This is a genomic window from Bacteroides uniformis, from assembly GCF_025147485.1.
GTDB lineage: Bacteria > Bacteroidota > Bacteroidia > Bacteroidales > Bacteroidaceae > Bacteroides > Bacteroides uniformis.
The window spans coordinates 1,977,641-2,000,713 of sequence record NZ_CP102263.1 but is presented as its reverse complement, the minus strand read 5'-3'; the positions used below and the strand labels follow the sequence as shown (position 1 = coordinate 2,000,713).

General features: G+C 49.6%; 19 protein-coding genes. 10 read left to right on the top strand and 9 right to left on the bottom strand.

The features are described from left to right. The first annotated feature begins 66 nt into the window (after positions 1 to 66). The 5 genes from NQ510_RS07620 to NQ510_RS07600 all read left to right on the top strand — a co-directional run bounded on the left by NQ510_RS07620 (position 67) and on the right by NQ510_RS07600 (position 6,292). Entirely contained in the window at positions 67 to 837 is a 771-nt protein-coding gene (locus NQ510_RS07620) for a ParA family protein (protein ID WP_005824052.1), read from the top strand. A 107-nt stretch (positions 838 to 944) separates the two neighbouring features. After that, positions 945 to 1,829 (top strand): ParB/RepB/Spo0J family partition protein, encoded by an 885-nt coding sequence (locus NQ510_RS07615; RefSeq protein ID WP_005824054.1) that lies wholly within the window; start codon positions 945 to 947, stop codon positions 1,827 to 1,829. Then, entirely contained in the window at positions 1,830 to 2,609 is a 780-nt protein-coding gene (locus NQ510_RS07610; protein ID WP_005824056.1) for a DUF5683 domain-containing protein, read from the top strand. Positions 2,610 to 2,661: 52 nt separating this feature from the next. Beyond that, on the top strand, positions 2,662 to 3,957 hold the full coding sequence (locus NQ510_RS07605) for a lytic transglycosylase domain-containing protein (RefSeq protein ID WP_200998832.1): 1,296 nt from the start codon (positions 2,662 to 2,664) through the stop codon (positions 3,955 to 3,957). Between the two features lie 76 nt (positions 3,958 to 4,033). After that, the gene (locus NQ510_RS07600; protein WP_005824059.1) at positions 4,034 to 6,292 is read left to right on the top strand and encodes a RelA/SpoT family protein; all 2,259 of its coding nucleotides are present in this window, start codon (positions 4,034 to 4,036) and stop codon (positions 6,290 to 6,292) included. 17 nt (positions 6,293 to 6,309) lie between these two features. Here the strand turns inward: NQ510_RS07600 and NQ510_RS07595 are convergent, their stop codons facing one another. Together NQ510_RS07595 and NQ510_RS07590 are read right to left on the bottom strand one after the other, a co-directional pair. Next, complete coding sequence (locus NQ510_RS07595) at positions 6,310 to 6,699, bottom strand: MerR family transcriptional regulator (RefSeq protein ID WP_005824060.1); 390 nt, start codon at positions 6,697 to 6,699, stop codon at positions 6,310 to 6,312. A 29-nt stretch (positions 6,700 to 6,728) separates the two neighbouring features. Then, the gene (locus tag NQ510_RS07590) at positions 6,729 to 7,697 is read right to left on the bottom strand and encodes a M23 family metallopeptidase (protein ID WP_005824061.1); all 969 of its coding nucleotides are present in this window, start codon (positions 7,695 to 7,697) and stop codon (positions 6,729 to 6,731) included. Between the two features lie 171 nt (positions 7,698 to 7,868). Here NQ510_RS07590 and alaS point away from each other — a divergent pair, with 171 nt between their 5' ends. Beyond that, the gene (gene alaS / locus NQ510_RS07585) at positions 7,869 to 10,487 is read left to right on the top strand and encodes an alanine--tRNA ligase (protein WP_005824062.1); all 2,619 of its coding nucleotides are present in this window, start codon (positions 7,869 to 7,871) and stop codon (positions 10,485 to 10,487) included. Positions 10,488 to 10,940: 453 nt separating this feature from the next. Here the strand turns inward: alaS and NQ510_RS07580 are convergent, their stop codons facing one another. Together NQ510_RS07580 and NQ510_RS07575 are read right to left on the bottom strand one after the other, a co-directional pair. Then, positions 10,941 to 11,750 (bottom strand): hypothetical protein, encoded by an 810-nt coding sequence (locus tag NQ510_RS07580; protein WP_005824063.1) that lies wholly within the window; start codon positions 11,748 to 11,750, stop codon positions 10,941 to 10,943. Between the two features lie 76 nt (positions 11,751 to 11,826). Next, positions 11,827 to 13,245: an ATP-dependent DNA helicase gene (locus NQ510_RS07575; protein ID WP_005824065.1), complete on the bottom strand. Its 1,419-nt coding sequence runs from the start codon at positions 13,243 to 13,245 to the stop codon at positions 11,827 to 11,829. A gap of 95 nt (positions 13,246 to 13,340) precedes the next feature. Between NQ510_RS07575 and NQ510_RS07570 the strand changes: the two genes are divergently transcribed. The 3 genes from NQ510_RS07570 to rsmD are packed head-to-tail and all read left to right on the top strand — an operon-like array spanning position 13,341 to position 15,349. Further along, positions 13,341 to 14,027, top strand: coding sequence for a hypothetical protein (locus NQ510_RS07570; protein ID WP_005824067.1), 687 nt, complete (start codon positions 13,341 to 13,343; stop codon positions 14,025 to 14,027). 18 nt (positions 14,028 to 14,045) lie between these two features. After that, positions 14,046 to 14,825, top strand: a complete 780-nt coding sequence (locus NQ510_RS07565) for a DUF3822 family protein (RefSeq protein WP_005824068.1) — start codon at positions 14,046 to 14,048, stop codon at positions 14,823 to 14,825. Continuing rightward, positions 14,816 to 15,349 (top strand): 16S rRNA (guanine(966)-N(2))-methyltransferase RsmD, encoded by a 534-nt coding sequence (gene rsmD, locus NQ510_RS07560; protein WP_005824070.1) that lies wholly within the window; start codon positions 14,816 to 14,818, stop codon positions 15,347 to 15,349. The genes NQ510_RS07565 and rsmD overlap by 10 nt, the downstream gene beginning before the upstream one ends. 60 nt (positions 15,350 to 15,409) lie before the next feature. Here rsmD and cls read toward each other — a convergent pair whose 3' ends face one another. The 3 genes from cls to NQ510_RS07545 form a co-directional block, all read right to left on the bottom strand. Beyond that, positions 15,410 to 16,849, bottom strand: a complete 1,440-nt coding sequence (gene cls / locus NQ510_RS07555; RefSeq protein ID WP_005824073.1) for a cardiolipin synthase — start codon at positions 16,847 to 16,849, stop codon at positions 15,410 to 15,412. A 270-nt stretch (positions 16,850 to 17,119) separates the two neighbouring features. Then, positions 17,120 to 20,044, bottom strand: coding sequence for a TonB-dependent receptor (locus NQ510_RS07550; RefSeq protein WP_005824078.1), 2,925 nt, complete (start codon positions 20,042 to 20,044; stop codon positions 17,120 to 17,122). A gap of 107 nt (positions 20,045 to 20,151) precedes the next feature. Next, entirely contained in the window at positions 20,152 to 20,565 is a 414-nt protein-coding gene (locus NQ510_RS07545; protein ID WP_005824079.1) for a hypothetical protein, read from the bottom strand. A 207-nt stretch (positions 20,566 to 20,772) separates the two neighbouring features. Here NQ510_RS07545 and aroB point away from each other — a divergent pair, with 207 nt between their 5' ends. Further along, entirely contained in the window at positions 20,773 to 21,834 is a 1,062-nt protein-coding gene (aroB, locus tag NQ510_RS07540; RefSeq protein WP_005824084.1) for a 3-dehydroquinate synthase, read from the top strand. On the opposite strand, the gene NQ510_RS07535 is transcribed toward aroB, so the two are convergent. Continuing rightward, a complete protein-coding gene (locus tag NQ510_RS07535; RefSeq protein WP_005824086.1) occupies positions 21,810 to 22,193 on the bottom strand; it encodes an MmcQ/YjbR family DNA-binding protein in 384 nt (127 codons plus the stop codon). The genes aroB and NQ510_RS07535 overlap by 25 nt on opposite strands. Positions 22,194 to 22,196: 3 nt before the next feature. Further along, positions 22,197 to 22,727, bottom strand: coding sequence for an HU family DNA-binding protein (locus tag NQ510_RS07530; protein ID WP_008665685.1), 531 nt, complete (start codon positions 22,725 to 22,727; stop codon positions 22,197 to 22,199). Between the last annotated feature and the right edge of the window lie 346 nt (positions 22,728 to 23,073).

The window sequence follows — 23,073 nt, the reverse complement described above, 5'->3', positions numbered from 1 at the left end:
TTTCTCCAAATTTGTAGGCGCTATCCGGAATTATCACTTATTTCGCTGCCAATAAATATTGAGATTATGGGAAAAATAATTGCTATGGCTAACCAAAAGGGTGGTGTAGGCAAGACTACGACGACAATCAACCTCGCAGCCTCACTCGCCACGCTTGAAAAGAAAGTGCTCGTTGTAGATGCCGACCCGCAGGCCAATGCCTCCTCAGGATTGGGTGTGGACATCAAGCAGTCGGAATGTACCATCTACGAGTGCATTATTGACCGTGTAGACGTACGCGAGGCCCTTCATGACACGGAGATAGACACACTGAAGGTAATCTCCTCCCACATCAATCTGGTAGGTGCCGAAATAGAGATGCTCAATCTGAAAAACCGCGAAAAGATACTGAAAGAAGTACTCGCTCCGCTGAAGAATGAGTTTGATTATATCTTGATAGACTGTTCCCCGTCTTTGGGTCTGATTACGGTCAACGCACTGACTGCCGCCGATTCGGTAATCATCCCCGTACAAGCGGAATATTTTGCACTGGAAGGCATCAGCAAATTGCTGAATACCATTAAAATCATCAAGTCCAAGCTGAACCCTGCCCTCGAAATCGAAGGCTTCCTGCTGACGATGTACGACTCGCGTCTGCGCCAGGCCAACCAGATTTACGATGAAGTGAAACGCCACTTCCAGGAATTGGTATTCAACACCGTCATCCAGCGCAATGTGAAACTGAGCGAAGCTCCCAGCTACGGCCTGCCCACCATTCTCTATGACGCAGACTCAACCGGAGCCAAAAACCACATGGCACTTGCCAAGGAATTGATAAGCAGAAACGAAAAGAAGTGATTATAGTGGTTAGTGATTAATGATTAGTGATAAATACCATATTTACAATGCACAAACAAATCATCCCGTATGGTTAAATTGTAAATCGTCAAATAGTAAATAAACAGATGGCACAAAGAAATGCATTAGGACGCGGGCTGGACGCCCTCTTCTCCATGGATGAAGTAAAGACCGAAGGCTCCTCCTCTATCAATGAGATAGAGCTGTCGAAGATTACGGTCAATCCCAACCAGCCCCGTCATGAATTCGATCCGGTTGCGTTGCAGGAGTTAGCCGATTCCATCTCCGAAATCGGCATCATACAGCCCATCACCCTGCGCAAGCTTAGCGACGACGAATACCAGATTATCGCCGGCGAGCGTCGTTTCCGTGCTTCGCAGCTTGCCGGACTGACAAGCATCCCTGCCTATATCCGCACTGCAGATGACGAGAACGTCATGGAAATGGCGCTCATCGAAAACATACAGCGCGAAGACTTGAACTCCGTAGAAATAGCCCTCGCTTACCAGCATCTGTTGGAACAATACGGACTGACGCAGGAACGCCTCAGCGAACGCGTAGGTAAGAAGCGTACCACCATTGCCAACTACCTGCGCCTGCTCAAACTGCCCGCCCCCGTCCAGATGGGACTGCAGAACAAGCAGATAGACATGGGACATGCCCGCGCTTTGGTAACGCTTGGCGATCCCAAACTGCAAGTGAAGATTTTCGAAGAAATCCTGGAGCACGGGTATTCCGTACGCAAAGTGGAAGAAATCGTAAAGTCACTGAGTGAAGGCGAAAGCGTGAAGAGCGGTGGTCGTAAGATTGCCCCCAAGCGCGCCAAACTGCCCGAAGAATTCAATATGCTGAAACAACAGCTCTCGGGCTTTTTCAGTACCAAGGTGCAGCTAACCTGCTCGGAGAAAGGAAAAGGTAAAATCAGTATCCCGTTCAATAACGAAGAAGAATTGGAACGTATCATCGGCATTCTTGATACGCTGAAGAAATAAATGAGGAAAAAAGGAAGAATATATCAGTTAGCCATTGCCCTGCTGCTCTGTTTTTTACAGATGGCAGGGATTGCTATGTATGGTCAGGACCGTCCACGTGCCGCTTCCAAGCGTGCGCAGCGGCATCAGACCGATACACTCAACACCGTGGTGAACCGGGACAGCCTCACTGTTGCCGACAGTCTTGCAGCCGAAAACAAGCGGAAGATGCTGGAAATGACTGCCAGCCCCGACCTGAAGGAACAGCCCGTGCCTACAGACAGTCTGCAAAAGGCCATCGACCCCAAAAGGTGGGTACCTAATCCCACAAAAGCCACCTGGCTTGCCCTCGTCATTCCCGGCGGTGGACAAATTTACAACCGCAAGTATTGGAAACTGCCCATCTTCTATGGAGGATTTGCCGGTTGTGCCTATGCCCTTACGTGGAACAGCAAGATGTATAAGGACTATTCGGCCGCCTACAAGGATGCCGTAAATGGTAATTTCAACTCCAGTACCATTACCGACCTGCTGCCTCCCAACTATAACTATACCGAAAGCCAGCTGACGGAGACACTACGGAAGCGTAAGGATACCTTCCGACGATACCGCGACTTGAGCATCTTCGCCTTTATCGGTGTATACCTGCTGTCCGTTGTCGACGCATACGTAGACGCAGAGCTGTCCAACTTTGACATCACCCCCGACCTCAGCATGAAAGTGGAACCTGCCATAATCAACAGCCAGATGACTGGTTCCTCTAATAAGAACGTCGGCGTGCAATGCAGTTTCCGATTCTAGAAACGAAAATTAAAGCATAAATTATTACCTAATGACACACAAGGCCATATATATGAAAAGAATTATTCTCGGTTCCTCGCTTCTGTTTTGCGCCCTCTTCACCGCTCCGGCCATGCATGCGCAAGAAAGCGTGGAAGTGCTTATCCGCGAAAACGGCACGGAACGCCAGGAATCCATCGAGCTGCCCAAAAGCATGACCTATCCGCTGGACAGCCTGCTCAATGACTGGAAAGCCAAGAATTACATAGACTTGGGAAAAGACTGCAGCACCTCTACCGTAAACCCGATGTTCAGTGACTCTGTATACATAGACCGGTTGTCGCGCATGCCGACCGTCATGGAAATGCCATACAACGAGATTGTGCGCAAGTTCATCGACATGTATGCCGGACGTCTGCGCAACCAGGTTGCCTTCATGCTGAGCGCCTGCAACTTCTATATGCCCATCTTCGAAGAAGCGCTGGATGCCTACGGCCTGCCGCTCGAGCTGAAATACCTGCCCATCATAGAATCCGCTCTCAACCCTTCTGCCGTATCCCGCGCGGGAGCCTGCGGACTATGGCAGTTTATGCTCGCCACCGGAAAGATATACGGACTGGAAAGCAACAGCCTCGTAGACGAACGCCGTGACCCGATAAAGGCGACCTGGGCGGCAGCACGCTACCTGAAGGACATGTATGACATTTACAAAGACTGGAACCTGGTGATTGCCGCCTACAACTGCGGTCCGGGCACCATCAACAAAGCCATCCGCCGCTCGGGAGGGAAAACCGATTATTGGGAAATCTACAACTATCTGCCCAAAGAGACACGCGGCTACGTGCCCGCCTTCATTGCCGCCAACTACGTAATGACCTACTACTGCAAGCACAACATCTGCCCCATGGAAACCGACATTCCGGAAGCAACCGATACGGTGCAAGTAAGCCGTAACCTTCATTTCGAGCAGATTTCCGACCTATGCGGCATCAGCCTGGACCAGATAAAGAGCCTAAATCCCCAATTCAAGAAAAGCATCATCCCCGGAGAGAGCAAGCCGCAGACGCTACGCCTCCCCATCAACTACATCAGTGCCTTCATTGACAAGCAAGACACCATCTATGCCCACCGCAGTAACGAGCTGTTCAAGAACCGCAGAGTCGTGGCCGTTTCCAATACACGCTCGACGGCACGTAGCAGCAAAGGCAGTACCGCTACGGGGAATGTCACCTACCACAAGATACGCAGTGGCGAGAATCTCGGCAGCATTGCACGGAAATACGGCGTCACTGTCAATCAGTTAAAAAGTTGGAATGGATTGCGCAGTACCAGAATCTCCGCAGGAAAGCGCTTGAAGATTTATAAATAAAGACATAAACGCTTGCCCGGTGTTGAAAATTGCTTATTTTTGCAAAAAGTGAAGTGAAGAAAGGAGAAAGCAGTATATGGAAGAAAATATAAGTCAGAAGGAAAAGGAAAAAGCCGAAGAGGAAATGATCGAACAGGCATTCCAAGAACTGTTGAACGACTATTTGGCCACCAAGCACCGCAAGCGCGTCGAAATAATAACCAAAGCATTCAACTTTGCCAACCAGGCGCATAAGGGCATTAAGCGTCGTTCCGGCGAGCCCTACATCATGCACCCCATTGCTGTGGCAAAGATTGTCTGTAATGAGATAGGACTGGGGTCTACTTCCATATGCTCGGCATTGCTGCATGATGTGGTGGAGGACACCGACTACACCGTAGAGGATATTGAAAACATCTTCGGTCCCAAAATCGCCCAGATTGTAGACGGGCTGACAAAGATTTCCGGCGGTATCTTCGGCGACCGTGCCTCGGCGCAGGCAGAGAACTTCAAGAAGCTGCTGCTCACCATGTCCGACGATATCCGGGTTATCCTCATCAAGATAGCCGACCGTCTGCATAACATGCGTACACTCGGCTCCATGCTGCCCAACAAGCAGTTCAAGATTGCAGGCGAAACACTCTATATTTATGCCCCGCTCGCCAACCGCCTCGGCTTGTACAAAATCAAGACAGAACTGGAAAACCTGAGCTTCAAGTACGAACATCCGGAAGAGTACCACGAGATAGAAGAGAAACTGGAAGCCACCGCCGTGGAGCGCGACAAGGTATTCAATGAGTTCACCGCTCCGATACGGGCGCAACTGGACAAAATGGGACTGAAATACCGTATCCTTGCCCGTGTAAAGTCCATCTACTCCATCTGGAACAAAATGCAGACCAAGCATGTCCCCTTCGAGGAAATCTATGATTTGCTTGCTGTCCGCATCATCTTCGAGCCCCGCAATATAGAGGAAGAGCTAAACGACTGCTTCGACATTTACGTCTCCATATCCAAGATATACAAGCCCCACCCCGACCGCCTGCGCGACTGGGTGAGCCATCCCAAAGCCAACGGCTACCAAGCCCTGCACGTCACCCTTATGGGTAACAACGGGCAATGGATTGAAGTACAAATCCGCAGTGAACGCATGAATGACGTTGCCGAACAAGGCTTTGCCGCCCACTGGAAATACAAAGAAGGCGGAGGCAGCGAAGATGAAGGCGAACTGGAGAAATGGTTGCGTACCATCAAGGAAATTCTGGACGACCCACAACCGGACGCCATCGATTTTCTCGATACCATCAAACTGAACTTGTTTGCATCGGAAATTTTCGTCTTCACCCCGAAAGGCGACCTCAAGACCATGCCGCAGAACTCTACGGCACTGGACTTTGCCTTCTCCTTGCATACCGACATCGGCAGCCACTGCATCGGCGCCAAGGTAAACCACAAACTGGTTCCCCTAAGCCACAAACTGCAAAGCGGTGACCAGGTAGAGATATTGACCTCCAAATCGCAACGCGTGCAGCCGGAGTGGGAAGTGTATGCCACCACCGCCCGCGCCCGCGCCAAGATTGCCGCCATCCTGCGCAAAGAGGCGAAAGCCTATCAGAAAGAAGGTGAAACCATACTGAACGAATTCTTCAAAAACGAGGATATACGTATGGATGATGCTGCTCTGGACAAGCTGACCAGGCTGCACGGCTTCCACACCCGCGACGAGCTGCTCGTTGCCATCGGCAACAAACGGGTTGTGCTGGGCGATGCCGACAAGAACGTGTTCAAGGAAAAGCAGAACAGCAACTGGAAGAAGTTCCTGACCTTCTCCTTCGGTAACAAGGACAACAAGGATGCCAAAGAACAACCGGAAGAGAAAACACCGCAAGAGAAAATCAACACTAAGCAGATTCTGAAGCTGACGGAAGAGACCATCTCAAAGAACTATATTATGGCCGACTGTTGCCATCCCATTCCGGGTGACGACGTACTGGGATACATCGACGAGCAAAACCGTGTTGTCATCCACAAGCGCCAATGCCCCGTTGCCACCCGCCTTAAGAGTAGCTACGGAAACCGTATCATCGCCACCGAGTGGGACACTCACAAGGATTTGTCGTTCCTCGTCACCATATATATAAAAGGTATAGACAGCATGGGATTGCTGAACGAAGTAACTCAAGTCATCTCCCGCCAGCTCAACGTGAATATCCGTAAACTGACCATCGAAACCAACGACGGTATCTTCGAAGGAAAGATACAACTCTATGTACACGATGTGGACGACGTGCGCACTATCTGCAATAACCTGAAGCAGATACAGAATATAAAACAAGTGACGAGAGTAGAGGAATAAACGGAGTGGTATTTATTCTACTTCAGTCCTTGAATATTTTCCTTCAAGCTCTCCACATCCTCGTAAGTAAACTCATCCAATGCCAGTTTCATGCCTACCAGTTCTTCGCGGATAGCTCTCAGGCGATCTACGATTTCAAAGTTGCGTATCGTAGCTTCTTTATTGTCTTTCATCCGTTGGCGGGCGCCGGGCAAGGTCATTCCGCGCTCCTTCACCAGATGATAGATAAGTTTCACTGTCTCAATGTCCTCCTTACGGTACTGGCGTATTCCCCGCCCCCCCTTCTTCGGATTGAGTTGCGGAAACTCCTTTTCCCAGAAACGGAGCAGTGATTCGTTGACATCGAACATGGCAGCCACCTCGCTGATGGAGTAATATAACTTTAAATTCTTATCTGTATTCAGCATGATGTAATCCTTTCTCTATAAATCATCCGTCAATCAAGCACCTTACCATGGTTCGCCGCAATCTGTATCATGCGGTCATAATCCTCGGCACTGAGATCCATGAAGTAGTAGTTGACGGGATTCACAACTTTTCCCTTAACGTGTACTTCGTAGTGCAAGTGCGGACCAGTACTCTTGCCCGTACTGCCTACCCCGCCAATGACCTCACCACGTACCACTTTCTTGCCCAACTTCGTCCGGAAATCGCGCAAGTGTGCATACACCGTCTGATAACCGAAGCCGTGGTCTATCACAATTCTGTTGCCATAGCCCGATTGCCAGCCCATCTGCACCACGGTGCCATCTCCCGTGGCATAGACATCCGTGCCCTGGGGAGCCGAAAAGTCCATACCCTCATGGAACTTGCTGGTACCATAAATGGGGTCGATACGCGTACCGTAACCCGAAGCGGTCTTACGGAGGTCTTTATTGGAAACCGGCTGTATGGCAGGAATGCAGCGCAGCATTTCATCATGATTCTTGCACATCTCCACCACATCGTCAAAGGAGCGGGACTGGATATAGAGTTGCTTGCTAATCATATCCATTTTCTGCGTGGTATTGATAACCAAGTCGGAGTTAGCCATATCCATCAGATGCTCATAGCGGTTGGTACCGCCGTATCCAGCCTGACGGATGGCAGAAGGAATAGGGTCGGCCATGAAAATCACCCGGTACAGATTGTCATCACGCTGCTGTATGTCTTGCAGCACTCCCATAGCCTCGTCCAGCCGGCGGGAGAGGACGTTGTACTGCGCCTGCAGTTTGCTGTTCTCCTTTCGCAACTCCTTCTCCGACGGAGAGCCGAAGATAAGCAGCAATACGATGAAACTGCCCGCACCCAGCCCCATACCGATGAACAAACGGCGGAGAATGCTCAGCGCCCGCTGCCTCACGGTAGGATAAATACGGTCGTACGTCTGCGTCTGGGGATTATAAATGTAGTAAACTTTGCGCATCTTAGGAAATATTTCGCTTGTCAATGCGACAAAAGTAATAAAAACAAGCTATCTTTGCACAGTTTTTTCAAGAATATTAAGACTAAGTAGCAAGTAGTTAGTAGTAAGAAACGGGCAAAAAACGACAAGAGAAGGTAAATCAAATTAGAATCAGATAAATCAATAGAGAGTATGTTGACTGCAAACGAAATCAGAGACTCTTTCAAGAGTTTCTTCGAAAGTAAAGGTCACCAGATAGTGCCTTCGGCCCCGATGGTGATTAAGGATGACCCCACGTTGATGTTCACCAATGCGGGAATGAACCAGTTTAAAGATATTATTTTGGGCAACCACCCGGCGAAATACAAAAGAGTTGCTGACTCGCAGAAATGCCTTCGCGTAAGCGGAAAGCACAACGACCTGGAGGAAGTGGGTCACGATACCTACCACCACACCATGTTCGAGATGCTGGGCAACTGGTCGTTTGGCGACTACTTCAAGAAGGAAGCCATCTCCTGGGCATGGGAGTATCTGGTGGATGTATTGAAACTCGACCCCAAAGACCTCTACGCCACCGTATTCGAAGGTAGCGCCGAAGAAGGACTGGAACGCGACAACGAAGCCGCTTCTTACTGGGAGCAGTTCTTGCCGAAAGACCACATTCTGAATGGCAACAAACACGATAACTTCTGGGAAATGGGTGATACGGGACCGTGCGGTCCGTGTTCGGAAATCCATGTGGACTCCCGTTCGGAAGAAGAGAAGGCCAAAGTACCCGGCAGCCAGCTGGTGAACAAAGACCACCCGCAGGTGATTGAAATCTGGAACCTCGTGTTCATGCAGTTCAACCGCAAGGCGGACGGCAGCCTGGAAGGACTTCCCGCCAAGGTTATCGACACCGGCATGGGCTTCGAGCGACTGGTGCGCACACTGCAAGGAAAGACCTCCAACTACGACACCGACGTATTCCAACCGATACTGAAAGCCATCGGAGACATGGCAGGCAAGAAGTATGGCGAAGATGAGAAGTCGGACATCGCCATGCGTGTAATTGCCGACCACATCCGCACCATCGCCTTCTCCATCACCGACGGACAGCTTCCGAGCAATGCCAAGGCAGGTTACGTCATCCGTCGTATCCTCCGCCGTGCCGTGCGCTACGGTTACACGTTCCTCGGACAGAAGCAGGCATTCATGTACAAGCTCCTCCCCGTACTCATCGAGAACATGGGCGCCGCTTATCCCGAACTGGATGCACAGAAGGAACTGATTGCCAAAGTTATCAAGGAAGAAGAAGACTCCTTCCTCCGCACTTTGGAGACAGGTATCCGCCTGCTGGAAAAGACCATGGCAGACGCCAAAGCCGCCGGCAAGAACGAAATCAGCGGAAAGGATGCCTTTACCTTATATGATACCTTCGGTTTCCCGCTCGACTTGACGGAACTGATTCTCCGCGAAAACGGCATGACTGCCGACATCAAGGAGTTTGACGCCGAAATGCAGCAGCAGAAACAGCGTGCCCGCAATGCCGCCGCCATAGAGACCGGTGACTGGATTACGCTAAAGGAGGGTACTACCGAATTCGTAGGATATGACTATACGGAATACGAAACATCCATTCTGCGCTACCGACAAGTGAAGCAGAAGAACCAAACCTTGTATCAGATTGTACTGGACAAGACTCCGTTCTATGCCGAAAGCGGCGGTCAGGTAGGTGACACCGGTGTATTGGTGAACGAGTTTGAGACCATCGAAGTGGTAGACACCAAGAAGGAGAACAACCTGCCTATCCACATCACCAAGAAGCTGCCCGAACACATGGAAGCTCCGATGATGGCATGCGTGGATACCGACAAGCGTGCCGCTTGTGCCGCCAACCACTCTGCTACCCACTTGCTGGATGCTGCGCTGCGCGAAGTATTGGGCGAGCATGTAGAGCAGAAGGGCTCTTTGGTTACACCGGACTCCCTGCGTTTCGACTTCTCACACTTCCAGAAGGTGACGGACGAGGAAATCCGCAAGGTGGAACACATCGTTAATGCAAAGATTCGCGCCAACATACCTTTGAAAGAATACCGCAACATTCCTATCGAAGAAGCCAAAGAACTGGGCGCCATCGCTCTGTTCGGCGAGAAGTACGGCGACCATGTACGCGTTATCCAGTTCGGTTCTTCCGTAGAATTCTGTGGTGGTACGCACGTGGCTGCAACCGGAAACATCGGTATGGTGAAGATTATCTCCGAAAGCTCCGTGGCTGCCGGTGTGCGCCGTATCGAAGCCTACACGGGTGCACGCGTGGAGGAACTGATGAACACCATCGAGGACACGCTGCACGACTTGAAGGCGCTCTTCAACAACGCACCCGACCTTGCCGGAACCATCCGTAAGTATATTGACGAAAACGCCGGACTGAAGAAGCAGGTAGAGGACTTCATGAAAGAGAAAGAAGCACAGCTGAAAGAAAGACTGCTGAAGAACGTGCAGGAAGTCAATGGCGTTAAAGTCATCAAGTTCTGTGCTCCCCTGCCGGCAGAAACAGTGAAGAACATCGCCTTCCAGTTGCGTGGCCAGATTACGGAAAACCTGTTCTTCGTAGCGGGAACAGAAGCCGAAGGCAAGCCGATGCTGACCGTCATGCTGAGCGACAACCTCGTGGCAGGCGGACTGAAAGCCGGTAACCTGGTGAAAGAAGCTGCCAAACTTATCCAAGGCGGTGGCGGTGGCCAGCCCCACTTTGCAACTGCCGGCGGTAAGAATGCTGACGGACTGAACGCTGCCATTGACAAAGTTTTGGAATTGGCAGGATTATAATTGAAAATAATTGGCGAAACACTTGACATCGCCTCTGTGATGTTGTATATTTGTAATGTCATTTTTTAGATATTTCAAAATTAAACTACCGGGAAAGGAGGAGCATTGCTTCTCCTTTTCTTTTTATCCTCCACGGTATTCCATTTGAAATGCCACATGCCGGCTCCCCAAACTCCACACCTTACCATCCTAAATGCCACACCTTAGCAAGTGAAATGGCTGGCATTTACCCTCCAAAGCCCTGGGGTTTCCGTGAAAAACCCTAAGGTTTGGGACAGTGAAGTGGAGGGAACGGATGATTAGTCCAGAACAAACAGACAATGCATTCGAAGCAAACGAATGATGCATACAGAACAGACAGATGATGCGCAACAGAAACAAAAACGGGAAGCCTAAGCCTCCCGTCTGTTAATCTTTCGTAAATCTGCTCTTGACAAGATTTCCACTAAAACCTTATTCCATCCGAAGTATAAACATTTCGCGATAAACCACCAGTGCACCTTCGGGCAGCAAACTGGAAGGACAGAAAGGAGTTACATTTTCCGCAAGTACACATTTACCATTTCCCGAGACCGTCCGCGTAAAGAGCCTCTTCTCTCCATTATAAGTAAACTGCCACAATGCATATGTATCTCCGTTCTCATCTTCCACTGGAACTGTCTCGTATATCCCCATTAGCGGTTCCTCCTCTTTTCCCGTCGGATAGATTTCCAATACACCTTTCCACATACTATTGGAGAAATCTTCGGGCACCAACACATAATACCCGCCATCCTTCACCCAAGGACGCTCGGCAAGTGCCTTAGAAACATCACCCAGCAGTTCCGTCGGTGCACCACTACTGATACCATACTCGAAGCCCATTTTCGTCAACGTATATTGCCTACGACCTTTCACCGTGATGCGCAGTTGTGTTTCCTCACCGGAACCATCCATCACCTTCACAATCGTCTCCCCCTCTGCCAGCGGATGAATCTTGATACGCTGATACCCGTTGACATCATCGGTAAAAGTCACGGAAGCCACCGACTCGTGCTCGTTAATCACATTATAGGAACCGTCGCCGCCGTCAATGCCCAGCACTGTATCTTCGTTTGTTTCAGAAAGATAATAAGAAAGATTGGACACCAGATTGTCACATGTCCCAATCTGGTAGATAGGCTCCACACCTTCGAAAAGTACCATGCTTCGGTAATCGTCCTCGCAACCGGAAGCGGTAAACAGCAGTGCTATCAAGGCAAAGAGAGAGTATAGCTTCTTCATACTTGTTCAGTTATAGTTGTTCTATCTACAAAAATACAAAAAATGCCGGAATACTGCATCGGTACCCCTCTCTTTTTCAAACTATTTGTTCTTCCGGATAGTTCACCAAGTAGAGCGTTCCCGTGGCACGGGTAAAGGCGGTGTAGAGCCAACGGAAATAATCGGGTGTCAGGTATTCATCCGTCATATACCCCTGGTCCAGAAAGACATTCTTCCATTGCCCGCCCTGCGCCTTGTGGCAAGTCACGGCATAGGCATACTTCACTTGCAAGGCGTTGTAGTACGGGTCTGCCTTCATCTTCTTCATCCGCTCGCGCTTCACGGTGATGTCGGCATAATCTTCGAGGACGGAGTAGAAAAGCCGGTCGTTTTCTGCCTTGGGCAGCGCAGGCGAGTCGGTATGCAGCGTATCAAGCAGCATGTTCACTTCCAGTTCAAAGTCGTTATAGTCGGGAAAGACCAGCGTCACGTCTGCAAAGCGGAAGCCATACAGCTCTCGCGTACGGCGCACGCGGCGCACCACGGCAGTCTCACCGTTGGCAATGAAATCCATCTCCTTCTCCTTTTCCGTCCAGAAGTAGTTATTTTTCGCCACCATCAACAAATCACCGGTGTTTAATTCATCCTCACGCCAGAGAATCTGCGCACGGATGCCTTTGTTGTAGATGTTCGCCCTCTTGTTGGAGCGGCACACCACGATAGTTTCATCCAACCCGTCATGGTCGTAGCAAGAGTTCAGCGTTTCTATCAGCTCATTTCCGGGCAGAACTTTAATGTCGGCAAACCCCGAAACCTTTATCTTCGGCAGGCTGTAGCAATCGTCTTCCGCTATCAACTGCCTCAGGCGGGTGGCATTCCACAAAATGCCCGACTGTTGCTCCTGACGCACCACCTGCGTCAAGTCCACCTCCACCACTTCCAGCCCGTAGCCTTTCAAGGCATCGGCAAAGAGGGCAGGGCTCTGCTCCTCCCCCACCGGCGGCAGCTGTGCCGTATCGCCCATCAGCAGCAGGCGGCATCCCTGGCCGGAATAGACAAACTGCACCAGGTCGTCCAGCAACCTGCCCGTGCCGAACATGGAACCGGACAGTCCCTCATTGGAAATCATTGAGGCCTCATCCACTATATATAAAGTGTGAGTTGTCAAATTATCGTTCACAGAAAAATTGCTCAGCTCATTGGAGAAAGATTGCTGTCTATAAATTTTTTTATGAATTGTAAACGCCGGATGCCCCGCATACGCCGAGAAAACTTTTGCCGCCCGTCCGGTCGGTGCCAGCAATACCGACTTTTGTTGCAACTTATCCAACGTCCGCACCAAGGCACCGACCAACGATGTTTTACCCGTCCCCGCATAACCACGAAGCATAAAAACCACCTCGCTACGGGGTGACAGAAGGAACTCCGATAAAGATTTTACAGCAATTTCTTGCTCAGGAGTTGGTTGGTAAGGAAAATTTTCCTTAATTTGCCTTTCTAAATAGTTATTTATCATTTTTGTAACAGAAAAAAGTAAAGGGAACTATCGTTTTTAAATTAATTTCTTTTATTTTTGCGGTGCGAATATAACAACTAAAAAACATATTTATCATGAAAACAGTATTTAATGTCATTTTAGGCTTATGTGCTTTGGTGCTAATTTATATTTGTTACACCAGCATTATGGGTCCTATCAACTTTGAAAAAGCAAAGAAGCACAGAGACGCAGCCGTCATTGCACGTCTGATTGACATCCGTAAAGCACAATTGGAATATCGTACTTTACATGACCAGCAATATACTGCAAGCTTCGACTCTCTGATTGACTTTGTTAAAAACCAGAAACTTCCGTTCATCTTCAAGCAAGGAGAACTGAACGATAAGCAGCTGGAAGACGGTCTGACTGAAAAGAAAGCCATCAACATCATCAATAAGGCAAAGAAGACAGGTAACTATGCTGACGTCAAGAAATGGGGATTGGAAAACTTCAAGCGTGACACTATGTGGGTAGCCGTATTGGATACTATCTTCCCGAAAGGTTTCAACCCCGATTCTATGAGATATGTTCCCTTCGGAAACGGTGCACAGTTCGAAATGGCCATCAAGAACGATACAGCTAAATCCGGTGCTCCTTTCTGTCTGCTCGAAGTGAAGACTCCGTACGAAGTTTATTTGAACGGTCTGGATGCACAAGAAATTGCCAACATCAAGGACGTACAAACCAAACTTGGCAAGTACTGCGGTCTGATGATTGGTAGCTTGGAAACAGCTAACAACAACGCCGGTAACTGGGAATAATCTCACCCCGACAAACGTATGATAGAAACGACTGATTTTAATAAATCGGAACAGTATACATTATCCATCCGTCTCAGTACGGATGGATTTTCTTTTTCTGTGTTCAACCCTCTGGGCGACGGCGAGTTCTCTTACTACGACCGTGCAGTGGACGAGTCCTTCTCCCTCACTGCCAATCTGAAACAGACCTTCCGCGAACTGGCATGGCTGGAACGCCCCTTCCGCCGTGTCAATGTGCTCATGGCAGACAAACGCTTCACGTTCATTCCCCTGGAGTTCTTCGAGGACGAACAAACGGAAATCATTTTCTATCACAACCATCCTAAACGGGAAAACGAAACCGTACAATACAACATACTGCATAAGAGCAGCACTGTCGTACTGTTCGGCATGGATAAGAGTGCCTGCTCCTTCCTTCGCGAACAGTATCCCGATGTCAAGTTCTATTCCCAAGCCAGCCCCTTCATTGAGTTCTTCTCCTCAAAGAGCCGCTTGGGCAACAACCGGAAGATGTATGCACACTTGCGAAAAGATGCCGTAGACGTATACGGCTACGAACGCGGACGCCTCCTTCTTGCCAATTCCTTTGAATGCAGAAGCACACCCGACCGTGTCTACTACCTATTATATATATGGAAACAACTCGGCTTCGAGCAGGAACGCGATGAGCTGCACCTGACCGGTGACCTAAACGACAAAGAACTGCTACTGCCCGAACTGCGAAAATTCATCCGGCAGGTATTCATCATGAATCCCGCCACTAATCTTGACCTGCAAGCCATAACCCTATGCGAGTAATCAGCGGAATATACAAAAGAAGACGTTTCGACGTGCCCCACTCCTTCAAGGCACGCCCCACCACAGACTTTGCCAAAGAGAATCTGTTCAATGTGCTCTCCAACTACATGGACTTTGAGGACGGCATCCGTGCCCTCGACCTATTTGCCGGTACGGGCAGCATCAGCATCGAGCTTGTGTCCAGAGGCTGCGACCAAGTAATCAGCGTGGAAAAAGACCGCGACCACTATGCCTTCATCTGCAAAATTATGCAGGAATTAAAGACGGACAAGTGCCTACCCATACGCGGTGACGTATTCAAATACCTCAAAAGCGGACGCGAGCAGTTCGACTTTATCTTTGCCGACCCTCCCTACGAGCTTGCCGGGCTGGAAACCTTGCCCGATCTCATCTTCGAGAACAACTTGCTGAAAGAAGACGGACTCTTCGTCTTGGAACACGGGAAGAAAAACAGTTTCGAGGAACATCCGCACTTTGTGGAGAGAAGGGTATACGGGAGCGTGAACTTCACGATATTTAAATGATGAATGAAGAATGGTACGATATGAATACACTTCAAGAAATTCTTCATTCATCATTCTTCATTATAACAGCGGCGCCATCAGCCGCACCACACTCTCTGCGGCCTTACGATACCAGGGGCGCTTCACCCAGTTCTTCAGGAATACTTGTACGCAGTCGCGCTGGTCTTGAAGGAAGATTTCGCGCATCTGAAGCGCTGTTTCTGTGTCATAGATGAAGGCATTCACCTCAAAGTTATGTTCAAAACTGCGGAAATCCACATTCGTAGAGCCTACCGTGGACAACTCATCATCCGAAACCATCAGTTTGGAGTGCAAGAAGCCTTTCTTATAGAAATAGACCTTGACTCCCGAATAGAGCACATCTGCCAGATAAGAGCAGGAACCCAGATGCGTCAAGCGGTTATCAGCACGCATGGGCAACATCAGACGCACATCGACACCTGACAAGGCGGCTGTCTGCATAGCAACAAGTACGGCTTCGGTGGGCAGGAAGTAGGGAGTCTGGATATAGAAATATTTCTTTGCGCTGGAAATGGATATGACAAGTCCCTGCATAATGTCTTTCCATGGGCCTACGGGCTCACTCGTTACAATCTGCGCCAAGGAAGTACCGCAGTTTTCTATTTTCGGGAAATAGCGGGTAGACGTAATCAGTGTACGGTCCACAAAGTACCAATCGAGTAGGAAGGCGGTCTGCAATCCGTGAACAGCCTTGCCCTCCAGCAGCAGATGTGTGTCCCGCCAGATGCCCCATGAGAATCCGCGCATATAGCGTTCGGCAAGATTCATCCCCCCCACAAAGCCGATGCGCCCGTCAATGACAACTATTTTCCGATGATTACGATAGTTCACCTTACTGGTGAAAAGCGGAAAACGTACCTTCAGAAAGCTGCGTACCTCGATACCGGCCTCGCGCATCTCTTCAAAAAAACGGTTGGGAACATGCCAACAACCCACATCATCATAAATCACACGTACCTCTACCCCGGCACGCGCCTTTTCCATCAGGACATCACGTACCAAGCGCCCAATGGCATCGTCCTCAAAGATATAGAATTCCATGTGGATATGCTTCGTTGCTTTCCCCAGTTCGCGCAGCAGGGATTGCAGCATGGAGAGCCCCAGGGTATAGGCTTCCACCCGGTTTCCATCGAAGGGGAAAGCCTGGTTGGTATTACGGAACAAGGATATGAGACGACTGTAATTGATGGGAAGCGCACATGAGTCCTGCGCCAGATATTCTGCCATAGGTTTCTTCAACAAACGGCTGTAACTCTTCTTCCCTATCATGCGCACACGGCGCTGACTACGCCCGAAGAAGAAGTAAAACACCAGCCCCACGATGGGAAGGAACATCAGTATCAGTATCCATGCCATGGTTTTCACCGGATTGCGGTTGTCGAGGATAATGACGACAATCGTTCCGATGATGGCACCGAAATAAACAATGTCGAAGGCTATCGTAGCAATCTGGCTGGCAATGAAGTTCCAATCAAGCATGTTCACAGACAATTAAGTGTGAAACAAATGTAGGAAAAACACAGAAACTTTCACCGAAGATTACAGAGATTAACATAAAAGTCCCTCTTCCCCCAACTTGTCTGAAAACTTATACTTGCTATCGCTTTGACGCGGATGACGCAGATGACGCAGATTTTTAATATTCTTATCTGCGTCATCCGCGTCTGAAAAATAATCAAAAAGAAACCTGCCACAGAATTGAGAGTGTATCAGAATGACAAGCTGATTAGGGGGGTGATCCCCTCCGCTTTAGAACGGCCTGCGTCCTCCGAAACCGCCAGGACCATGCCCCGGACCGAAGCCCGGACCGCCGAAGCCGCGTCTGCCCTGCATCTTATCGCGGGCGGCCTTGCTGCCGAAAATATTCAGACGATAGATGAAGTGAAGCATGCAATAGCTGTTCACGCCGTTATATTCGTACACCGAGCGGCCGCTTGCAGTCAGCGAACGGCTGATGTTACTCTGCTTCTTCAGAATGTCGTACATCTCGAAGCTGACGGTGGCATTCCCTTTCAGGAAAGTCTGCGACAACTGTGCATTCCAGATAAGCTCGTTACGGTTCATACTGCTGTCCGTATATCCTCGACGGCTCTGGTTGGCAATGTTGGTAGAGAGCGTCATGTTCCACGGCATGGAAATCTGCGTATTGGCACCGTAGGAGAAGGTATAGGGCTCCTGATTATTGTCAGGCGTCAGTTTATCCTTCTCTATTGAATAGGAGATGCTTCCGTTCAAGCCGAATTCAAACCAGTCATTACGATAGGCGGCATTCAGACGTTCGCCCAGCGTCAGGTTGGTGGTTGTATTCTTCCGTTCCACGGCATCTGCTCCCTTACCGGACGTCAGATAAGCCACATTGTTCTGATAGTTGGCATTGGAGAAGGAGTTGATGGTATACTTCTTATTGGGCAGTGCCGTATTGAAGCCAAACATGCCGAACGCATTCCAATTACCGTTGATATTTTTCGGAGTTGTAGTCCATCCACCAGTCTCCGAATTGTACACACGGCTATTGCTGATGCTATTCTGCGTTGCCGAGAAGTTGACGTGTGACATAATACCGCGCTGCTTTTCGGCATTATACGTATTATAGAAGAATCGCATGTTGTGCGTGAAGGAAGGCTTCAAGCCCGGATTACCGATACGTACATTCTGCGGATTGGAGTTGTCCACAATCGGCAACAGATTCTCCATACTCGGTTGGCTGCTACGCCCGCGATATGTCATACGCAACTGGCTCACCTTGGAGAAACGGATGCGCAAGTCCAGGTTCGGAGCGAAGTTGAACACATTGCGGGTGGTATCAATCATATAGTCGCCGCGCTTATAGGACAATACAGAATGCTGCGGCTGGAACGACATACCTGCGCTCAACTGATACTTCTCGCGGATAAAGCGCAAAGACACGGATGCATCGTGGTTGTAGTAGCGGTATTCCGCATACTTACCCAGACTATCCACCGCATGCTCTTCATATCCCGTGGGAAGCTGGGTTGACAATCCCCAATCCGGAAAACCCTGCAAATCATACGTCGTCTTGTCGCTCTCGCTATACTTGTACTGGAACTGATAGCTGAATTGCAAGAAAGTGGCGCGGGCTATCGGTTCGCTGTAAGTCAGCTGTGCACTGTAATTGTAGTTCTTGGTAGGAGTAGTGATGTACTGGTTACGAACCAAGATGGAGTCTCCTCCCAAAGCATTCAGTAACTGGAAGTAATGTGTTTCCGACTCCGTATACTGGTTGTTGTCATTATTGGTATAACCGAATCTTCCACGGAACGTGACATTGCGTCCTTTGTCATTCAGCTTTCTGTTCAACTGCAAGGTTGCATCCATAGACACACTCTTGTTGTCGTTCAGCGAACCGCTGTTGATAGCATTTATACGGATACTCCTCAACGGGTCATCGTCCGGATTAAGAATCTTCTCCAGATTCAGCCAGTTATTGGGGTCACTCACCAGACTGTAAGGGTCGGAATTGAACGTACCGCTCTCAGAATTGGAGAGATTGTCCGTTTTGCCGTACGAGAAGTTGGGACGGAAAATGATATTCGTCATCGAGTCCGGCTTCCACTCCATACGGAAATCGGCATTGAAATTCTTGGCTTTGTTACGTTGCCTGCTGTTCGAGTTGGAGTAAGAGTTGCCGTCCGGCAGAAAGTCCTCGGTAGAACCGATACTTGCAATATCCCCATCCTGATAGTTGTAGCGTGCACTACCGCCCAGTTCCAGCTTATCGGTTTGGGTAGCGAAGTTCACACCCAGCATTTTCGTTGCAGTAAGTCCGTTGTTCCTGCGCCAGCGCGGAGGACCGCCACCACCCGAAAAGCCCTGGTCGTTCACGTTATTGGCAGAACCCACTACCGACACCTGGGTTTTGTCCACGAAGCGGTTCAGCATAAAGCGGCCCATATAGCGGTCTTCCGTCCCTCCGGCCACGTCGGCATTACCGAACCAACCCTGGTTCATGCCTTTCTTTACGGTCAGGTCGAGCACCGTCTCCTCCTCACCGTCGTCAATACCGGTGATACGTGCCAAATCGGACTTCTTATCGTAGGTTTTCAGCTTCTCTATCATATCTACCGGCAGGTTCTTCAAACCGGTCTTTACGTCTCCACCGAAGAACTCCTTGCCGTCGACCATAATCTTCGACAAGTCCTTACCGTTGATTTTCACATTACCCTCGTCGTCAATCTCCGCACCGGGCAGCTTCTTCACCAACTCCTCGAGCATGGCTCCCTCGGGGGTACGATAGGCAGATGAAGTATATACCAGTGTATCTTCCACCACCTGCACTTGCGGCGCTTCTGCCGTAACCACAGCCTCGGCCAGCATCACCGCATCCGTTTCCAATGTCAGTGTACCCACGTTCTTGGCAGTTGTCGTAGCATAAAGGTGTAAAGGGATGTACTGGCTCTTGAATCCGATGTAGGAAACCTTCAGCACGTATTTACCCGCACTGACTTTGGGAAGAGTGAAATAACCTTGTGCCGTAGTGGCCGTACCCGATGCCTGAACACTGTCTGGCAACAAAAGCAACTGCACGGTAGCTTGTATCGCAGGCTCCTTGGTGTCCTCCACGACACGGCCCGATACCGTAATGTTTTTGGTCTGTGAAAATGCAGACAGCGTTGTTACCAACAGCAACGCCATCCCCGTGATAATTTTCTTCATGTGTCTATTCTTTGTCTATTCTAAATGAACAATGCCTTTTATTCACTGTTTCATTTGACAGACTTCCGGGCAAAAGGTTTAATGCCCCACATGACGATTTGCTTTATTTATCGACTATTCCGCTTAAATAATCTATCAACTGTCGCTTTCTTTATACCAAATTCCAAGCAAAGCACATTCAATATAAGAAATATGAGAAAAGAAGAAGAATCGACCGAAAGGAGGTCACCCTGCGCCACCCGGTAGAGCATACCGCCGAAGATAAAAAGAACGGTCAGAAAGATGGCATTGCGCGTGGACTTGTTGCGCACCTGCTCTATCTCCTTATTCTCGTTCTTCGTCAAGGCAAAGATTATCATCAGTGCCCCCATCATCATCAGGAGTTTGGAGCATTCCTTGTAAAACAGCAAGTTGGCATCTGTCACTTTTCCCCACAATAGGAATATGAAAGGAAGGAACAACGCCAGAGCTATGATGAAATAACCCAACGGACGGCAATAAACGGGAAGTAATGCTCTCATTTCTATCAATCAATTACAAATTACTAATTACAAATAGCGGGAGGCAGATGACGGAAACACCTTGCCACCCATAGAATTTCGCGGGACAAAGATAACGTTTTATTGCCAAAAGAGCTATCTTTGTGCCACAATATAATGAAGAAGGCTCCCTTTCCTTCATAATCCGTAACATCAGTAATTGGTAATTCGTAATTTGTAATTAACAAGATGAGTAAACAAGAAGTAATCCTTTGCGAAGGACTGGCAAACAGCCTGACGCATGCCATAGCGAAGTGTCCCCATGACAAGCTTTTCATCCTTACCGACGAGCATACCCACCGCCTCTGCCGCCCGCATCTGGACGGTATCCCCGCCCTGGAAGAAGCGGAAGAGATTATTATCGGGGCAGAAGATGTGCACAAGAATATGGAAACGCTGGCTGCCGTATGGCAAGCCCTGAGTGAGAAAGGGGCCAGCCGCCACTCCCTGCTCATCAATCTGGGCGGTGGCATGGTGACCGACCTTGGCGGTTTTGCCGCTTCCACCTTCAAGCGGGGCATCGCCTACATCAACGTTCCCACTACGCTGCTCGCCATGGTCGACGCTTCCGTGGGAGGCAAGACGGGCATCAACTTCAACGGTCTGAAGAATGAAATCGGCGTCTTTGCTCCTGCCGCCTGCGTGCTGCTGGAAACCGAGTTCCTGCGCAGCCTCGATGCCCATAACTTCTTCTCCGGCTATGCGGAGATGCTGAAGCACGGCCTCATCAGTACCCCGGAACATCTGGCGGAACTGCTGGCCTTCGATACGGAGAAGATAGATTATGCCTTGCTGAAGTCCATGGTAGGACGTTCCGTGCAGGTAAAGGAACGCATCGTAGAAGAGGACCCACTGGAACATGGCATCCGCAAAGCCTTGAACCTGGGGCACACCGTGGGACACGCCTTCGAAAGCCTCGCCCTTGCCGAAAGGCGTCCGGTGCTGCACGGCTATGCAGTGGCATGGGGGCTGGTCTGCGAACTCTACCTTTCTTATATAAAGACCGGATTCCCGAAGGACAAGATGCGCCAGACCATCCAATTCGTCAAAGAGAATTATGGCAGCTTCACCTTCAACTGCAAACAGTACGACCAGCTGTACGAACTGATGAAGCATGACAAGAAGAATACCGCCGGAGTCATCAACTTCACCCTATTGAAAGAAGTGGGTGACATCTGTCTCAACCAGACGGCAGACAAGGAGACTATCTTCGAAATGTTCGACTTTTATAGGGAGTGCATGGGGGTATAACGCTCCCGCTCCCTCTTCGGCAGGCTCTCCACAACCAGCCGATAGGAGCGTGCCACCAGTTCTCGGATAATGCTGTCCGGTACATCCTGATTAAAATACACACTGTTCCAATACTTCTTGTTCATGTGCCACCCCGGCTTCACCCCCTCGTACCTTGCCCGCAGCTCCGTTGATTCCTCCGGGCGGCACTTGATGCAGCAGAAGTCGAACACTTCGATATTGACAAAGCAGAACCACTTGTCGCCCACATAAAAGCAAAGCACATCGCGGCTGTATCTGTCGGCCACATTAGGAAAAGGCATCTTCTCGCTCACTCCCGGCAAGGAGAGACAGTATTCTCTGAATTCTTCCACATTCATCGCTCACTCCTCCCCCGAAAAGTCCTCCGTATCATTTTCCATCCCAACTGGGTCTTCATCCGGAATTCCCGTCTTTCCCTCGGCCCGCTCCTTTCGCAGCGTTTCCGGTCGCAACATATCGTGAGGGAAATATCGGCTAAGCGGATAACGGTAGAAATCCATCCCGCTGTTCAGCCTCGCCACCAGCGACTTATCCGGACGAAAATAGACACGGGATAAGCGTACCTTGCCCGGCATCACATCGTCGGGATGCTCAAACCCGTCACTCGTCACCGCCACATGGAAGGAACCCAGCCCCTTAATGGTCACCGACTCTCCCTCCATCAGCGCTTCCTCTATAAACTTCGGCAAATCTATCAATACACTCTGCACGTCTCCCGAACTCATCCCTTTTCTGGATGCCATACGCTGCGCCAGCAGCTCTGCCGTCACACCTCCACGCCGCTGTAACACACGCTGCACAGCATAATAGAGTTGCTTCACCCCTTCTGCCGTGCGGAAAACCTTCTTTCGAACCAAATAGACTATACTCATACTCTTTTCACAATGAACATAATGTTTCTTACTGCAACCAGACTGCTGACACCCCACCCGAAGGTTACTTCCCCTAAACAGAAAGCCAGTTTCCATACGGCCGGACAGCTATTCCCCAACATGCACGAGATGCACATCTCATGCAGTTCGAGACATACATCTCAACACACGCGAGATGTGCATCTCATACAGCAAAGGTAATCATATTCCACCTGATATACAAATATCTTTCATGTATCGGGGAATAATATTCCGCACCAGCTTACTCCGGCTCTTATCATTAATTAACAATGCTGCATGCAGGGTTTTCGCAAATATGCTATTTCTATAAAAGCAAGACCTATTC

What these genes read in the sequence shown, in the direction of transcription:
- NQ510_RS07605 (WP_200998832.1), top strand. Translation starts at nt 2,662, where the DNA reads ATGAAAAGAATTATTCTCGGTTCCTCGCTTCTGTTTTGCGCCCTCTTC.
- NQ510_RS07565 (WP_005824068.1), top strand. Translation starts at nt 14,046, where the DNA reads ATGATAGAAACGACTGATTTTAATAAATCGGAACAGTATACATTATCC.
- rsmD (WP_005824070.1), top strand. Translation starts at nt 14,816, where the DNA reads ATGCGAGTAATCAGCGGAATATACAAAAGAAGACGTTTCGACGTGCCC.
- NQ510_RS07620 (WP_005824052.1), top strand. Translation starts at nt 67, where the DNA reads ATGGGAAAAATAATTGCTATGGCTAACCAAAAGGGTGGTGTAGGCAAG.
- NQ510_RS07530 (WP_008665685.1), bottom strand. Translation starts at nt 22,727, where the DNA reads ATGAGTATAGTCTATTTGGTTCGAAAGAAGGTTTTCCGCACGGCAGAA.
- NQ510_RS07595 (WP_005824060.1), bottom strand. Translation starts at nt 6,699, where the DNA reads ATGCTGAATACAGATAAGAATTTAAAGTTATATTACTCCATCAGCGAG.
- NQ510_RS07615 (WP_005824054.1), top strand. Translation starts at nt 945, where the DNA reads ATGGCACAAAGAAATGCATTAGGACGCGGGCTGGACGCCCTCTTCTCC.
- alaS (WP_005824062.1), top strand. Translation starts at nt 7,869, where the DNA reads ATGTTGACTGCAAACGAAATCAGAGACTCTTTCAAGAGTTTCTTCGAA.
- NQ510_RS07545 (WP_005824079.1), bottom strand. Translation starts at nt 20,565, where the DNA reads ATGAGAGCATTACTTCCCGTTTATTGCCGTCCGTTGGGTTATTTCATC.
- NQ510_RS07600 (WP_005824059.1), top strand. Translation starts at nt 4,034, where the DNA reads ATGGAAGAAAATATAAGTCAGAAGGAAAAGGAAAAAGCCGAAGAGGAA.
- NQ510_RS07535 (WP_005824086.1), bottom strand. Translation starts at nt 22,193, where the DNA reads ATGAATGTGGAAGAATTCAGAGAATACTGTCTCTCCTTGCCGGGAGTG.
- NQ510_RS07610 (WP_005824056.1), top strand. Translation starts at nt 1,830, where the DNA reads ATGAGGAAAAAAGGAAGAATATATCAGTTAGCCATTGCCCTGCTGCTC.
- aroB (WP_005824084.1), top strand. Translation starts at nt 20,773, where the DNA reads ATGAGTAAACAAGAAGTAATCCTTTGCGAAGGACTGGCAAACAGCCTG.
- NQ510_RS07590 (WP_005824061.1), bottom strand. Translation starts at nt 7,697, where the DNA reads ATGCGCAAAGTTTACTACATTTATAATCCCCAGACGCAGACGTACGAC.
- NQ510_RS07580 (WP_005824063.1), bottom strand. Translation starts at nt 11,750, where the DNA reads ATGAAGAAGCTATACTCTCTCTTTGCCTTGATAGCACTGCTGTTTACC.
- NQ510_RS07550 (WP_005824078.1), bottom strand. Translation starts at nt 20,044, where the DNA reads ATGAAGAAAATTATCACGGGGATGGCGTTGCTGTTGGTAACAACGCTG.
- NQ510_RS07575 (WP_005824065.1), bottom strand. Translation starts at nt 13,245, where the DNA reads ATGATAAATAACTATTTAGAAAGGCAAATTAAGGAAAATTTTCCTTAC.
- cls (WP_005824073.1), bottom strand. Translation starts at nt 16,849, where the DNA reads ATGCTTGATTGGAACTTCATTGCCAGCCAGATTGCTACGATAGCCTTC.
- NQ510_RS07570 (WP_005824067.1), top strand. Translation starts at nt 13,341, where the DNA reads ATGAAAACAGTATTTAATGTCATTTTAGGCTTATGTGCTTTGGTGCTA.